At 41.9% G+C, this 15,808-nt stretch carries 11 protein-coding genes; 10 read left to right on the plus strand and 1 reads right to left on the minus strand.

Annotated features, from left to right (window positions below; genetic code table 11):
• Positions 1–198: 198 nt before the first annotated feature.
• Positions 199–630, minus strand: a complete 432-nt coding sequence (locus BSCG_RS07555) for an acyl-CoA thioesterase (RefSeq protein ID WP_004297299.1) — start codon at positions 628–630, stop codon at positions 199–201.
• 489 nt (positions 631–1,119) lie between these two features.
• Between BSCG_RS07555 and BSCG_RS07545 the strand changes: the two genes are divergently transcribed.
• The 10 genes from BSCG_RS07545 to glmM all read left to right on the plus strand — a co-directional run bounded on the left by BSCG_RS07545 (position 1,120) and on the right by glmM (position 15,622).
• Positions 1,120–4,146 carry a SusC/RagA family TonB-linked outer membrane protein gene (locus BSCG_RS07545; protein ID WP_022200050.1) on the plus strand — a complete coding sequence of 1,009 codons (3,027 nt, stop codon included), beginning with the start codon at positions 1,120–1,122 and terminating at the stop codon, positions 4,144–4,146.
• Between the two features lie 24 nt (positions 4,147–4,170).
• Positions 4,171–5,793: a RagB/SusD family nutrient uptake outer membrane protein gene (locus tag BSCG_RS07540; protein WP_004305446.1), complete on the plus strand. Its 1,623-nt coding sequence runs from the start codon at positions 4,171–4,173 to the stop codon at positions 5,791–5,793.
• Between the two features lie 251 nt (positions 5,794–6,044).
• Positions 6,045–6,608: an L-threonylcarbamoyladenylate synthase gene (locus tag BSCG_RS07535; RefSeq protein WP_004297304.1), complete on the plus strand. Its 564-nt coding sequence runs from the start codon at positions 6,045–6,047 to the stop codon at positions 6,606–6,608.
• Positions 6,609–8,402 carry a chloride channel protein gene (locus tag BSCG_RS07530; protein WP_004297305.1) on the plus strand — a complete coding sequence of 598 codons (1,794 nt, stop codon included), beginning with the start codon at positions 6,609–6,611 and terminating at the stop codon, positions 8,400–8,402.
• A 71-nt stretch (positions 8,403–8,473) separates the two neighbouring features.
• On the plus strand, positions 8,474–9,445 hold the full coding sequence (fmt, locus tag BSCG_RS07525; protein WP_008776731.1) for a methionyl-tRNA formyltransferase: 972 nt from the start codon (positions 8,474–8,476) through the stop codon (positions 9,443–9,445).
• Between the two features lie 98 nt (positions 9,446–9,543).
• Positions 9,544–10,194 (plus strand): ribulose-phosphate 3-epimerase, encoded by a 651-nt coding sequence (gene rpe / locus BSCG_RS07520; RefSeq protein ID WP_008776732.1) that lies wholly within the window; start codon positions 9,544–9,546, stop codon positions 10,192–10,194.
• Positions 10,195–10,202: 8 nt separating this feature from the next.
• Entirely contained in the window at positions 10,203–12,296 is a 2,094-nt protein-coding gene (locus tag BSCG_RS07515) for a ComEC/Rec2 family competence protein (RefSeq protein ID WP_032849647.1), read from the plus strand.
• 46 nt (positions 12,297–12,342) lie between these two features.
• Positions 12,343–13,380 carry a DHH family phosphoesterase gene (locus tag BSCG_RS07510; protein WP_004311034.1) on the plus strand — a complete coding sequence of 346 codons (1,038 nt, stop codon included), beginning with the start codon at positions 12,343–12,345 and terminating at the stop codon, positions 13,378–13,380.
• Between the two features lie 118 nt (positions 13,381–13,498).
• Positions 13,499–14,191, plus strand: coding sequence for a DUF4827 domain-containing protein (locus BSCG_RS07505; RefSeq protein ID WP_008776734.1), 693 nt, complete (start codon positions 13,499–13,501; stop codon positions 14,189–14,191).
• Positions 14,192–14,233: 42 nt separating this feature from the next.
• Complete coding sequence (glmM, locus tag BSCG_RS07500; protein WP_004305440.1) at positions 14,234–15,622, plus strand: phosphoglucosamine mutase; 1,389 nt, start codon at positions 14,234–14,236, stop codon at positions 15,620–15,622.
• The last annotated feature ends 186 nt before the right edge of the window (positions 15,623–15,808 follow it).

The raw sequence follows: 15,808 nt of genomic DNA on the forward strand, positions 1-15,808 counted from the left end.
TAGATATTTTATACCTTAATAATAAGGTGCAAAAATAGGCAATTTCTGTTATATAGCGGACATGAATCAGGATAAAACTTTTTCTAAGGAATTGGTTTTGCTTGTTTTGTTTCTTATTCGTGGGAGATTTGTTCCCCGGTACCGCTCGATGCTTTCATTGGTGCCGGAGGGTGTCTTCATCGGTGGGGGGGAATCAATCTATGCTTTTTGCAAATCCCGTCCTTCATACTTGCAGATCGCTTCTATCCATTCCTTGGTTAGTGGCATGGACTCATGTCTTTCAAGATTGAAAGTAACCATGATGGACTTGCAAACACATTTCACCTCATTGGTTTTCGTGTCAATGACTTGTTGAACCAGATGAAAGCTTTTGGTACCTATCTTAGAGACGGCGGTTTGTACAGCGATGTGGTCCGATGCGAAAATTTGCTTAACGAAATTCGCTTCAATATGAACAACGACAATGCCAATCTTTTCCCAATCTACTCCCGGACATACCGAACCGAAGTATTCAGTCTTTCCCAAGTCGTAAAAGGAGAAGTAAACTGTGTTGTTGACGTGACCAAATTTGTCTACATCATTGAATCGCAATTGGATAGGTAATGTGTGATGAAATACGATTTCTTCCATTGTTTTCTCTTAAACGTTTTAAATTCGACACAAAAATAGCACTTTTGCTTTCTTGCTTGAAATTGGGGCAAAGATAGATATTTCTGATGATTCTGTTCTCGGAGACGGGGGAGAAATTAGTTAATAATCGTTTAAACTGGAGTTTTGGAACGTTTATTCTGACTTCTGATATGTGGAAACAATCAGAAGGATGGAAAGGAACTTTTAAATACGGATTATTCTTAACTTATTATCTTGTGGAATATGTCCACATTTCTGTGGAATTTTTGCACAGGATCGTGCTTGAAACTTAATCTGGTTATTAATGCTTTTTTTCTTTATTGCAAATTGTTTATGTATTTGAAAATTAGTGATATAATCTCTTTTGTTAAACTTGATAAGTCTCGTTGTATCAGTCTTTTGTTATGCTTTTGGCACATAAATTGCCCAATATTGATGGTAATCTATCCTAATAACTATTCTAATTTTAGAACAATAATGGAAGTAATAATGAAAAACAAATGGCTATTATGCATTCTTTTAATGCTGTTTCTGCCTTTCGGATTATTCGCGCAGGTTGCTCCTCCTCTTGAAAAACAGAAGACAGAAACACAGGAAGCCCCGGAAAATAACAATGAAGTTACGACAAACAGCGATACTAATACCGACGGGGATGCTGGAAAGACAATCAAAGGAGTGATTAACGACGAACAGGGAGAGACAATCATTGGTGCTTCCGTCATTATCAAAGGTGAAGACACCGGAACTACCAGTGATATGGATGGTAGGTTTACTCTCGAAGCTCCGGAAGGAGCGATTTTAGTGATCTCTTACATCGGCTATCATACGCAGGAAGTGAAAGTCAGAAAGAGATCTCTTCTTCGTGTTGTGTTGAAAGAAGACAATCAGTTATTGGATGAAGTGGTAGTGGTAGGATACGGAACCGTCAAAAAGAGTGACCTTACGGGTGCTGTGTCCGGTGTATCCAACAGACAATACAAAAATCAACCAGTACAACGGGTTGAAAATATACTCCAGGGTCGTACTCCCGGTGTAGAAGTCACTGCTACGAGTGGTATGCCCGGAGCAAGTATGAAGGTGCGCGTTCGTGGAACTACCTCTATTAATAAAAGCAGTGATCCTTTATATGTGATTGACGGTATCATCTCTTCCAGTGGCTTGGACGGTATTAACCCTTCTGATATCCAGTCGATGGAAATATTGAAAGACGCTTCCTCCACTGCCATTTACGGTTCCCGTGGTTCGAATGGCGTTATCCTGATAACCACCAAACAGGGTAGTGAGGGAAAAGCACAGGTAACATTCGATGCATCGATCGGGCTTTCGACTGTCAGAAAACAGTATGACCTGCTGAACGCCTATGAATATGCAACTGCACTGAATGATATTCGCGGATCGTCCACTATCTCTGCCGAAGACCTTGAGGCTTATAAAAATGGAACGAAAGGAATCAACTGGACTGATCTTCTGACTCGTACAGGTATCACTCAGGATTATCGGCTTGCCATATCCGGAGGAAATGAAAAAGTGAAATACCTTATTTCGGGAAATGTGCTTGATCAGGAAGCCATCACGATCATGTCCGATTATAAACGCTATGGAATTCGGGCAAACATCGACTCGGAAGTGAAACCCTGGTTGACAATCTCTGCAAAATTAAACGCATCCAGTCTTCACAAACACAATGAAGGTGGGGCGAACTGGTTGCATGTCACTAACTTTTCGCCTACCATGGAGCTGAAAGATCCCGAAACCGGCGTGTACAATACAGACCCGTATAATATGATCGGTTCCAGCCCTTACGGTGAAATGATAGTGAACAATAGCGATAGCTATAGCTATAATTTAAACGCCAACCTGACATTGCTGTTTAAGATCATGAAAGGACTGACGCTTTCCGTTCAGGGAGGTTATGACTACGATAATAGTCCTTCTTATTCTTTCCGGTCGAAACTGGATTCACCGGGTGCTATCAATAGCGCAAGCAATACCAACGCATTGCATAACTATTGGCAGAATACTAACAATCTGACCTGGCAAAAGCAATTCGGAGATCATAGCTTCACTGCCATGGGTGTATGGGAAATAAGTCGTTCGTGGGACTCACAACTAAAGGGAACCGGTTCCAATCTGAACAATGAAAGTGTTGGGTACTGGAATCTTGGCAATGCTGCTATCAGAGATGCGAGCAATTCATATACGGAATTTTCTTTGGCTTCCGGCATCGTGCGTGCTAATTACGATTATAAGAAACGATATTTTATTACTGCTGCATTAAGAGCTGACGGTTCTTCTAAATTTCAGGGAGACAACAAATGGGGATATTTCCCTTCCGCAGCTGTGGCTTGGGATATTGCACAAGAATCTTTCATGAGCAACCAGCACGTGCTCGATCAGCTGAAGCTGCGTGCCAGCTTTGGTGTCACCGGAAATCAGGATATTGCTGCTTACAGCACATTAGGTATGTTGTCGGGGGCATCTTACGGCTGGGGAACTTCCACTTCCTCTACGGGATATTGGGGATATCAGTTTGCTACACCCGGCATTACCTGGGAAAAAACTTACCAATATGATTTGGGATTGGATATGAGTATCGGAGGCTTTAATATTACAGTGGACTGGTTCAAGAAACAAACGAAAGATCTGCTTTTTCAGAAACAGGTGCCTAAATATAACGGAGGTGGTACTTATTGGGTGAATCAAGGAAAACTGAACAATACCGGAGTCGAATTATCCCTTACCACTTTCCCTGTAAAGGGGGCTGTGACATGGGAAACCAGTCTGAATGCTTCTTATGTGAAGAATGAAGTAGCAGACCTCGCAGGAGATGACTTTGTACTCACTGCTAACTATAGCGATTTGGGAGGTCCTCTGCAGATTATGAAGCCCGGTTATCCTATGGGATCTTTCTATGTTTATCAGTGGAAAGGATTCGATGATAAAGGCGCCAATCTTTATCAGAAAGCAGATGGTAGTCTGACAACGAATCCGACTTCCGATGATCTGGTCGTGAAAGGACAGGCAAGTCCCAAATGGACAGTAGGTTGGAATAACACTGTTACTTGGAAAAACTGGACGCTGAATGTCTTTTTCAATGCTGCCACAGGATATGACCGGCTGAATATCAGTCGTTTTATGGCGGCATCCATGACTGGAGTCTCTCGTTTTATTACCTTGCGCGATGCCTACTTCAAAGGCTGGGATCATGTTGCTAACAAAGCTGACGCCCTTTATCCGAGTCTCACTAACACCGATAACAAGAGTTATGCCAATTCAGATTTTTGGCTTGAAGATGCTTCTTTTATTAAGTTGAAGAATATCAGTCTCTCGTACCGCATTCCTCGCCGTGTATTAAAGTTTGCAAGTGTACAATTGTCTGTCAGCGCACAGGATCTCTTTACGATCACCCGCTATAAAGGAATGGATCCCGAAGTGTATACCAGTTATGACGGACTGGACTATGGCGCTTATCCGATTCCGCGGACGATTACTTTCGGTGCTAAAATCAGATTTTAAACCACCTATTAAGACAATAACCGTATGAAAATAACATATACCTTTATAATGAAAGTTTTGCCTGCTCTTCTGGCAGCTTTGTGTTGGACTTCGTGTAGTGATTTCCTGGAAGAAGATCCGAAAGGACAATTGCCTTCGGATACCTATTTCAGCAACAAGGAAGATTTGGATGCTTCACTGACGGCTCTCTATTCCGTGATAGCAAGTTCACAGGCTAGTAATAACCTTTGTGGTACGAACTTCTTGGTGGGAGACGATATTTCCACTCATCCTTCAAGTAATAAGCAGCCTCTCCGTGAGCATGATCAGTTTGATGTGAAAGACAATAACTCGTGGTTGTCCAGTATGTGGGAACAGCGTTTCAAAGTTATCAAGGCCGCTAATTTTATCATTAATAATGCGGAGCGTACGCCGGAGGTGTCGAAAGAGGATATTAAGGTGGCTATTGCACAGGCGCATTATTGGAGAGCCTACTCTTATTTTTATCTGGTGACGACTTGGGGACGAGTTCCCATTATGCTGAAAGAAGAAATAGATTATAATGCTCCCTTAAAGACAGAGGAAGAAGTGTACGAACTGATCCTGTCTGACCTGAAAATAGCCGAAACCGGTTGTCCCGCAATGTATACAAAAGAACCTTATGCCAGAAACGGAATGAATATTGCCGTAAGTGAAGGAGCTGTGAAAGCAACAATGGCTTATGTTTATATGTGTATGGCGGGGTGGCCGCTTAATAAAGGAGTTGAATATTATAAACTGGCTGCCGCTAAAGCCAAAGAAGTGATAGACGGTGCAGATAATGGCACTTATTATTATAAACTGCTACCGGAATATAGTCAGGTATATTCGTGGGAGTACAATAATAAGAATACGGAGCTGCTGTTAGGTATCTACTATAACAGGGATGCGATGGGGCAGGCCGCTCCTTTAACTGATTTCCTTCAGGATATGAAACAGGCCGGTTGGGGAGATACGAATGGGGAAATCAAATTTTGGAAGAACTTTCCTGAAGGCCCTCGTAAAGATGCTACGTATTTCCCTAAAATCATGTTTAGCGACGGGAAACTATATGATTGGTGGTATGATACCGATCCTGCTTCTCGTGAAGTAGTCGCCCCCGTCTTTATGAAAACTGCAGAAGGAGCGGTGCGTGGAACAGAATTTGATTATACAAATCCTACCGTAGTCAATGCGTCGGGTGAGAAAACATTCCAGTTGTTACGTCTTTCGCAAGTATATTGCTGGTATGCCGAAGCGACAGGGCGTGCGGGAGAGATCAATGATCAGGCGGTCAAAGTTCTAAACGAGGTACGCAACAGGGCAGATGGTGAAGATACTGATAAATATACGACGGATATGTCTCCTGATAAACTGGCGGAAGCGGCTTACGATGAACATGGCTGGGAAATGGCGGGATACTATTGGGGAGGAATCGCCAGCAGAGCCAGGGATATGTTTAGAATGTACCGTTATAAGGATCATTTTGAATCCCGTAAGCTAAATGAGCCTATTGAGGTGGCGCACGATGTTTTCAGGAAAGAAGCTGTAGCAGTCACAGGAACTTGGGATGACAGTAAGATGTATGTTCCTTATCCTTATGAAGACGTGATTTTAAATCCGAACCTGGATAACAGTTGGAAAAACTGACAGTATTTAGTATGACTTATTGAATGATCTGTTTTTTATAGAACGATGTAGATTCTCACAATGGATTACATCGTTCTTTCTTTTTGTATGGCTTGTGGTATCAACCTATATCATTGTTCGATAGTTAAACTCTTGTCTTGTGTGCGAATAGCTGATTTGAAAGGGGAATTTAAAAACGTCGGGCTAGATTTCACTAAATGGAATAAAAGTGTTATTTTTGCATCTTGTTCTTAACGGAAATTAATCAAGAAATGATAGAAGATATTAAAAAAGCCTGTCAGGTGATGAATGAAGGAGGAGTGATCCTTTATCCCACCGATACCGTATGGGGTATAGGCTGTGATGCGACTAATGAAGAGGCTGTACGCCGCGTGTATGAGATTAAGAAGCGCGCTGACAGCAAGGCTATGCTGGTCTTGGTAGACTCTCCGGTTAAAGTAGATTTTTATGTACAGGATGTGCCTGATGTTGCATGGGATTTGATTGAAGTTGCCGACAAGCCGTTGACGATTATTTATTCCGGAGCACGTAACTTAGCATCGAATTTGCTGGCCGAGGATGGTAGTGTAGGGATTCGGGTGACGAATGAAGATTTTTCCAGACGACTCTGTCAGCAGTTCCGTAAAGCAATCGTTTCTACTTCGGCTAATGTCAGCGGGCAGCCGGGTGCGGCTAATTTTAGCGAAATCAGTGATGAAATCAAATCGGCGGTAGATTATATCGTTGGCTTTCGCCAGGACGATATGAGCCGGCCGAGACCCTCAAGTATTATTAAGTTGGAAAAAGGTGGAGTGATAAAGATAATTCGCGAATAAATGAAGGGAGAAAAACTTAGTTTATTACAGCGTTGCATCAAATGGCGGGAAGCGAATATAAAGGAGAAGCAATTTATTCTGATATTAAGTTTCCTGGTCGGAATTTTCACAGCGTTTGCCGCATTAATATTGAAATTCTTTATCCATCAGATACAGAATTTCCTAACTGATAATTTTAATGCAACGGAAGCTAACTACCTGTATTTGGTATATCCGGTAGTCGGGATTTTTCTTGCAGGTTGGTTTGTTCGTAACATTGTTAAGGATGACATCAGTCATGGAGTCACCAAAATTCTATATGCTATTTCCCGTAGACAGGGACGTATCAAGCGACATAATATCTGGTCCTCTACCATTGCCAGTGCGATCACCATCGGGTTTGGTGGATCGGTTGGAGCAGAGGCGCCGATTGTACTGACAGGTTCGGCAATCGGTTCCAATTTAGGGAGTGTATTCAAGATGGAGCACCGCACGCTGATGTTGCTCGTCGGCTGTGGCGCGGCAGGTGCGATTGCCGGCATTTTTAAAGCTCCGATTGCGGGATTGGTATTTACATTGGAAGTCTTGATGATCGACTTGACCATGTCCTCTTTACTTCCCCTGCTGATTTCTGCCGTGACAGCGGCAACCGTTTCATATATAATCACCGGTACGGAGGCTATGTTTAAGTTTCATTTAGATCAGGCATTCGAACTGGAACGTATTCCTTTCGTTATTTTACTGGGAATTTTTTGCGGACTGATTTCATTGTACTTTACGCGTGCCATGAATTCGGTGGAAGGTGTCTTTGGTAAACTCAACAACCCTTATAAGAAACTGGCTTTCGGTGGTGTGATGTTGAGTATATTGATCTTCCTTTTCCCGCCTCTTTATGGTGAAGGATATGATACCATTAATCTTTTGCTGAATGGAACGTCTGCGGCAGAGTGGGATACGGTCATGAACAATTCTATGTTTTATGGTTATGGCAATTTGCTGCTGGTTTATCTGATGCTGATTATTCTGCTGAAGGTCTTTGCTTCCAGTGCAACGAATGGTGGCGGTGGTTGTGGTGGTATCTTTGCACCTTCGCTTTATCTGGGATGTATCGCCGGGTTTGTCTTTTCTCATTTTAGCAATGACTTTGCTTTCTCCGCTTATTTGCCGGAAAAGAATTTTGCATTGATGGGGATGGCGGGAGTGATGAGTGGCGTTATGCATGCTCCGTTGACAGGAGTGTTCCTGATCGCTGAATTGACAGGGGGATATGATTTATTTCTTCCGTTGATGATTGTATCTGTAAGTTCATATCTGACCATTATAGCTTTCGAACCTCATAGTATCTATTCGATGCGTTTAGCTAAGAAGGGACAGTTGCTTACACACCATAAGGATAAAGCTGTGTTGACGTTGATGAAGATGGAGAATGTGGTGGAGAAAGATTTCGTTGTCGTACATCCGGAAATGGATTTGGGCGAATTAGTGAAAGCAATTGCTGCTTCCCATCGAAATGTCTTCCCGGTGACAGATAAAAAAACAGGTGAATTGTTAGGTATTGTACTTCTTGACGACATTCGTAACATTATGTTCCGGCAAGAACTTTATCACCGTTTCACTGTTAATAAATTAATGACATCTGCCCCTGCCAAGATATTCGATACGGATGGAATGGAGCAGGTGATGCAGACGTTTGATGATACGAAAGCCTGGAATCTTCCGGTAGTGGATGAAGAAGGGCGATATCAGGGATTTGTTTCTAAATCGAAGATATTTAATTCATACCGGCAAGTTTTGGTACATTTCTCTGAAGACTAACCGACAATCGGCAAGATGCCGGAGCCGGGGTTATGCAGATAACAGGTTGCTATGCAGATTATAAGACGATTATGAAAAAAGAAGATTTAAGAATAGTATATATGGGGACTCCCGATTTTGCGGTAGAGGCCCTGCGTCAATTAGTAGAAGGCGGTTATAATGTAGTGGGTGTGATTACAATGCCCGATAAGCCTGCCGGACGCGGACATAAGATTCAGTATTCTCCTGTAAAGCAATATGCGCTTGAACAAAATTTACCGTTACTTCAACCGGAAAGGTTAAAAGATGAGGTTTTTGTAGAAGCATTGCGTGAATGGAAGGCGGACTTGCAGATTGTAGTTGCTTTTCGTATGTTGCCGGAAGTGGTATGGAATATGCCACGACTGGGTACGTTCAATCTTCATGCTTCTTTGCTTCCTCAATACCGTGGAGCTGCGCCCATTAATTGGGCGGTTATCAATGGTGATACGGAAACAGGAATTACTACTTTCTTTTTGAAACACGAGATAGACACCGGAGAAGTCATTCAGCAAGTACATGTACCTATTGCAGATACGGATAATGTGGAAGTGGTACATGATAAGTTGATGGTACTGGGAGGAAAACTGGTTCTTGAAACGGTAGACGCTATATTGAATGGAACGGTAAAACCGATTCCTCAAGAAGAAATGGCGGTTGTCGGTGAACTTCGTCCTGCTCCGAAGATCTTTAAAGAAACCTGTCGGATTGACTGGAATCAGCCGGTGAAGAAGATATATGATTTTATCCGTGGATTATCACCTTATCCTGCTGCCTGGAGTGAACTGATTACTTCTGAAGAAGGAGCAGCAGTGGTCGTGAAGATATTTGAAAGCGAGAAGATTTATGAATCACATCAATTAGCTACAGGAACAATTGTGACCGATGGAAAAAAATTCATGAAAGTAGCTGTACCGGATGGATTTGTATCTATTCTTTCTTTACAGCTTCCCGGTAAAAAACGTCTGAAAATAGATGAATTGCTTCGTGGATATCACCTGGAAGATGGTTGTCTGATGAAGTAATTAATCGGATGAGCAGAATAAAACGAGCAAGCCATTAGATTATAAATAGAATAAAACGTCCCGAATAAGAGACGGCTAGAACCTAAAATAAAAGAATTATGAAACCGATTATCGCTCCTTCCATTCTTTCTGCCGATTTTGGATATTTGGCAAAGGACATTGAAATGGTAAACCGCAGTGAAGCGGAGTGGGTACATATTGATATTATGGACGGAGTATTTGTTCCGAACATTTCATTTGGCTTTCCGGTACTGAAATATGTGGCGAAGTTAAGCCAGAAACCGCTGGATGTGCATTTGATGATTGTGAATCCGGAAAAGTTTATTCCGGAGGTAAAAGCGTTGGGCGCTCATACGATGAATGTACATTATGAAGCTTGCCCGCATCTGTATCGGGTGATTCAACAAATCAGAGAAGCTGGGATGCAGCCTGCTGTAACTATCAATCCAGCCACTCCTGTAGCTCTTTTACAAGATATTATCCGGGATGTATATATGGTGCTTATCATGAGCGTGAATCCGGGATTTGGCGGACAGAAGTTTATCGAACATTCAGTAGAAAAAGTTCGTGAGCTGCGTGCCCTGATTGAACGGACAGGTTCGAAAGCGCTCATTGAAGTAGACGGTGGGGTGAATCTGGAAACAGGTGCCCGCTTGGTTGAGGCGGGAGCCGATGCGCTGGTGGCTGGAAATGCTGTCTTTGCGGCACCCGATCCGGAAGCGATGATTAGTCAGTTGCACGAACTGTAACTCATCAGTTGAGTACTTTTTACATCCATCGATATCCCTATATACGCCTGATTATCCCTTGGATAACAGGCGTTTTTTGTGGAGATCATTTTTTTGACCGTTCATGGGAACTTTTTTGGAGTATTCTAGCCCTTGGACTTTGTATTGCTTTATTATTTGTGCTTTATTTCCTGAAACGCCATTCTTTGCGATGGTGTTTTGGATTAGCAGTCTCTATCCTTTGTTTTATAGGAGGATGGCTTGGAATAACTTGGCAATTACAACACGCTGTCTACTCTTTTCCGGAAGAAGAAACAGTGTATCGGGTTTTAATAACGGATGCACCTCAAGCGAAAGAACATACCTACCTCTGCCAGACATTATTAAAGGAACGTCGTGATACTGCCGGCACATATCCGATAGAACGTACTGCAATCCTTTATCTACAGCAAGATTCGGCCGTCACCCGGTTGAAAAGTGGAGATGAACTGCTGATTTCTGCCCGTATTTCTCCCCCTCTCAACAATCGCAACTTTGATGAATTTGATTATGCCCGCTTCCTGATGCGGAAAGGAATCAGTGGAACAGGATATGTTGCATCCGGGAAATGGACAAAACAGGACGGAATGAATAACCTTGATCTCAAAAGTATAGCCAGCTCTTGCCGAAGAAAGATGATTTCACTTTATCAGAAACTAGGGTTTTCCGGCGATGAACTGGCTGTACTTTCAGCACTGACCATAGGAGACAAAACGGAATTAAGTGATTCGGTTCGTGAAAGTTATTCGGTGGCCGGTGCAAGTCATATTCTAGCTCTATCCGGTTTGCATATCGGGCTTTTATATACATTGCTTTTTTTCATACTGAAACCTATTGCCCGAAGAGGAAATATAGGTAGAGTTATACGTTCTGTTCTTCTTCTTATCCTATTATGGGCTTTTGCCTTTTTCACAGGACTTTCTCCTTCGGTAGTACGCTCGGTCAGTATGTTTTCGATTTTAGCAATGGCAGATATGGTTGGTCGCCAACCGCTATCTTTAAATACATTGGCGGCAGCTGCATGGTTGATGTTATTCTGCAATCCGGCATGGTTGTTTGATGTTGGTTTCCAGCTCTCTTTCCTTGCTGTTGCTTCCATCCTATTGATTCAAAAGCCAATCTATCACCTGATTACGGTGAAAGGTAGAATAGGAAAATATATTTGGGGACTGATAAGTGTGTCTGTTGCTGCACAAATAGGAACAGCTCCGCTTGTCATGTTTTATTTCTCCCGGTTTTCTGTACATTTTCTATTGACGAACTTGGTTGTTATTCCTTTCATTACGATTATCCTGTATGCTGCTGTCATTATGCTTCTTCTGACTCCTCTTTCGTGGCTTCAGATCGTAGTGGCCGAAGGTGTTAAGAAACTATTGGAAGGACTTAATTTCTTCGTCCGATGGGTGGAACAGCTTCCTTACGCTTCTATAGATGGAATCTGGCTTTATCAGTCAGAAATATTGGGTATCTATATCGTTGGCTTTTTGTTAACCTATTATTTCATGAACCGTCGATACCGGAATTTATTGATTTGTCTTTTTACTATCTTATTACTAGGGACTTATCATGCAACATTATATTGGCTAGATCGTCCCCGGACAAGTCTGGTCTTCTATAACGTGCGCGGTTGCCCTGCAGTACATTGCATTGAGAGCGATGGACGTTCCTGGATAAACTATGTAGATACTATCCCCAATGAAAAACGTCTGAAACGCATGACTGCTAACTATTGGAAGCATCATCACCTTCTGCCTCCCAAAGAAATAACTGGCGATTGCCGGTATATGGTACTTAATCGTCAGCAGCAGATTATATCCTATCATGGCTGTCATATTTGTGTAATAAATGATAACCATTGGCGGAACAAAACCACCGTTTCTCCGTTATATATTCAGTATCTTTACTTATGCAAAGGATATGACGGACATCTGGAAGAGCTCACCCGAATCTTTTCTTTCTCTTACGTCATATTGGACGCATCTCTCTCGGAATACCGCAGACACCTCCTTGAAAGCGAATGCAAGCAATCCGGTCTGCGGTTTATCTCGCTATCCGACGAAGGTTCTGTCCGCTTTTTGCTCTAAGTACAAAGATTTATCGTACATTTGCACCTTGATAAAGTATAAGAGTATGTTGACGAAAGTAATTGAACAAGCCAAAATAGACCATTTTACCAAATGGTTTGAACGAGCTGACAAAATAGTAATTGTATCTCATGTTTCTCCTGACGGCGATGCTATCGGTTCTTCATTGGGATTATATCATTTTTTAGATTCACAAGAGAAAACAGTAAACGTAATTGTGCCGAATGCTTTTCCCGATTTTCTGCGGTGGATGCCGGGCAGTAAGGATATCCTGTTGTATGACCGTTACAAAGACTTTGCAGATAAATTGATCGCCGAAGCAGACGTCATCTGTTGCCTCGATTTCAATGCACTGAAGCGTATCGACGATATGGCAGATGCTGTGGCCGCTTCTCCGGCACGTAAAATAATGATCGATCATCATTTATATCCCGAAGATTTCTGTAAGATAGTAATGTCCTATCCCAAAATATCTTCTACTTCCGAACTGATATTCCGTCTCATCTGCCGTATGGGATATTTCAGTGATATCTCTAAGGAAGGCGCAGAATGTATCTACACAGGGATGATGACAGATACCGGTGGGTTCACCTATAACTCGAACAACCGGGAGATTTATTTTATCATTAGCGAACTCCTTTCTAAAGGAATCGATAAAGATGATATTTATCGTAAGGTGTACAACACCTATTCGGAGAGCCGTTTACGTTTGATGGGATATGTATTATCGAACATGACTGTGTATTCGGATTATAATTCGGCTTTAATCACCCTGACAAAAGCAGAGCAAAGTAAATTCAACTATATAAAAGGCGATAGCGAAGGCTTTGTTAATATTCCTCTTTCCATTAAAAATGTCTGTTTCTCTTGCTTTTTGAGGGAAGATACCGAGAAACCGATGATTAAAATATCCCTTCGTTCAGTAGGAACCTTCCCATGCAATCAGTTAGCTGCCGAATTCTTCCATGGAGGAGGTCACTTGAATGCTTCAGGCGGTGAATTTTTCGGAACGATGGAAGAGGCAAAAGCGGTCTTTGAAAAGGCGCTTGAGAAATATAAACCTTTACTAACAGCGAAAAGCTAAAGATGGAAGGTTAAAAGTGAATATGGAAAGGTTAAAAGATACGAACTTTCAACTTCCCCCTTTCAACTTTTAATGATTTTGAGATACATTTGTGCGGAATATAGCTAAATAACAGATAATGAAAAAACTTGTATTTTTATTTCTCTCTTTGTTAACCGCCGGAAGTCTGTTCCAGGCATGCGACAATTCGAAGACTTATGCAGAAATGCTGGAAGACGAGAAAAATGCGGTGAATAAGTTCATCAAAGATAATGATATTCGTGTCATTTCATTGGAAGAGTTTGAACGGGATACGATTACAGCTTCTAAAGAAGCGGGGAATGGATATGACGAATACGTTGCTTTCTCCAATGGCGTATATATGCAGATCGTAGATCGTGGAGGAAAAGAGGATAAGAATGGAGTTGAAGTTATTAATGAGATAGATACTTTTGCTAACAATAATGTCATTTGTACCCGCTATGTAGAACAGGATATGATGACAGGAGATACTACATGTTTCAATGTTCCTTTGGAAAGATGGATGGATGTTCCTGATTATTATAAGTTTCCATTAACATTCCGTTATGTGCAAAACACGTCTACTGTTTATGGAATCGTTTTATCCGGTAGTTTGGATTACGATTTATTATGGAATAGTAAAGGTTATGGAACTGCAATTCCATCCGGATGGCTGATTGCCTTACCTTATTTGCGTAATAATGCGCATGTACGCCTGATTGTGCCTTCTAAGATGGGACATACAACTGCACAACAATATGTCAATCCTTATTTCTATGATATCCGGAAGTTCGAGAAAGCAAAAAGCTAAAGCACTAACATTAGATAAATCAAATCTTTAACTAAAGAACCTATGACTCTAATCAAATCTATCTCTGGAATCCGCGGAACTATCGGCGGAGGAGCGGGAGAAGGACTGAACCCGCTTGACATTGTAAAATTCACCTCGGCTTATGCTACTTTGATTCGTAGAACTTGCAAGGCAAAGAGTAATAAGATTGTTGTGGGACGTGATGCCCGCATTTCCGGTGAAATGGTAAAAAACGTAGTAGTCGGCACATTGATGGGAATGGGCTGGGATGTAGTAGACATTGATCTTGCTTCTACCCCGACCACAGAACTTGCTGTAACAATGGAAGGCGCCTGTGGCGGTATTATCCTGACAGCTTCTCATAACCCGAAACAGTGGAACGCACTGAAATTGCTGAATGAACATGGTGAATTTCTGAATGCAGCCGAAGGCAACGAAGTACTTCGTATTGCTGAAGCTGAAGAATTTGACTATGCCGATGTCGACCATCTGGGATCTTACCGCAAAGACCTGACTTATAATCAGAAACATATCGACAGTGTATTGGCTCTCGACCTGGTAGATGTAGAAGCTATCAAGAAAGCCAATTTCCGTGTAGCGATTGACTGTGTGAACTCTGTAGGCGGTATCATTCTCCCTGAACTTCTTGAACGTTTGGGTGTGAAACATGTAGAAAAACTCTACTGTGAACCTACCGGCAATTTCCAACACAACCCCGAACCGCTTGAAAAGAACCTCGGTGACATCATGAACTTAATGAAAGGTGGAAAGGCCGATGTAGCTTTTGTTGTAGACCCCGATGTTGACCGTCTGGCAATGATCTGCGAGAATGGCGTAATGTACGGTGAAGAATATACACTGGTTACTGTTGCCGACTATGTACTGAAACATACCCCCGGTAACACTGTTTCTAATTTGAGCTCTACTCGTGCTTTGCGTGATGTAACTCGCAAGTATGGAATGGAATACAGCGCTTCTGCCGTAGGCGAAGTAAATGTTGTAACGAAGATGAAAGCAACCAATGCCGTTATCGGCGGTGAGGGAAATGGTGGAGTAATTTATCCTGCTAGTCACTACGGACGTGATGCATTGGTAGGCATCGCATTATTCCTTAGCCATCTGGCTCACGAAGGAAAAAAGGTTAGCGAGCTCCGTGCTACTTATCCTCCTTACTTCATTGCTAAAAACCGTGTAGACTTGACTCCGGAAATCGATGTAGATGCTATCCTTGCCAAAGTGAAGGAAATCTATAAGAACGAAGAAATCAACGATATCGACGGTGTGAAAATAGACTTTGCCGACAAATGGGTGCATTTGCGCAAGAGTAATACAGAACCGATCATCCGTGTGTATAGTGAAGCTTCTACTATGGAAGCTGCCGAGGAAATCGGTCAGAAGATAATGGATGTGATTAATGAATTAGCAAAATAATATCCTGTAAAATAGGATTTTATTTATAACATTTGAGTCTCGTATATCATAAAGATAACTGAATAAGTTGTCTCATTGATATACGAGACTTTTTATTAGGATGATATCCACTGAATAATGATAGTTACTCTTCTCCTTGAGTATTAACAATAAAGTTTCTTTTGATTAAGTCTAAACTTCCTTTCG

It is taken from the genome of Bacteroides sp. 2_2_4, assembly GCF_000157055.1.
GTDB classification, from domain to species: Bacteria; Bacteroidota; Bacteroidia; order Bacteroidales; family Bacteroidaceae; genus Bacteroides; species Bacteroides ovatus.

What these genes read in the sequence shown, in the direction of transcription:
- BSCG_RS07555 (WP_004297299.1), bottom strand. Translation starts at nt 630, where the DNA reads ATGGAAGAAATCGTATTTCATCACACATTACCTATCCAATTGCGATTC.
- BSCG_RS07545 (WP_022200050.1), top strand. Translation starts at nt 1,120, where the DNA reads ATGAAAAACAAATGGCTATTATGCATTCTTTTAATGCTGTTTCTGCCT.
- BSCG_RS07540 (WP_004305446.1), top strand. Translation starts at nt 4,171, where the DNA reads ATGAAAATAACATATACCTTTATAATGAAAGTTTTGCCTGCTCTTCTG.
- BSCG_RS07535 (WP_004297304.1), top strand. Translation starts at nt 6,045, where the DNA reads ATGATAGAAGATATTAAAAAAGCCTGTCAGGTGATGAATGAAGGAGGA.
- BSCG_RS07530 (WP_004297305.1), top strand. Translation starts at nt 6,609, where the DNA reads ATGAAGGGAGAAAAACTTAGTTTATTACAGCGTTGCATCAAATGGCGG.
- fmt (WP_008776731.1), top strand. Translation starts at nt 8,474, where the DNA reads ATGAAAAAAGAAGATTTAAGAATAGTATATATGGGGACTCCCGATTTT.
- rpe (WP_008776732.1), top strand. Translation starts at nt 9,544, where the DNA reads ATGAAACCGATTATCGCTCCTTCCATTCTTTCTGCCGATTTTGGATAT.
- BSCG_RS07510 (WP_004311034.1), top strand. Translation starts at nt 12,343, where the DNA reads ATGTTGACGAAAGTAATTGAACAAGCCAAAATAGACCATTTTACCAAA.
- BSCG_RS07505 (WP_008776734.1), top strand. Translation starts at nt 13,499, where the DNA reads ATGAAAAAACTTGTATTTTTATTTCTCTCTTTGTTAACCGCCGGAAGT.
- glmM (WP_004305440.1), top strand. Translation starts at nt 14,234, where the DNA reads ATGACTCTAATCAAATCTATCTCTGGAATCCGCGGAACTATCGGCGGA.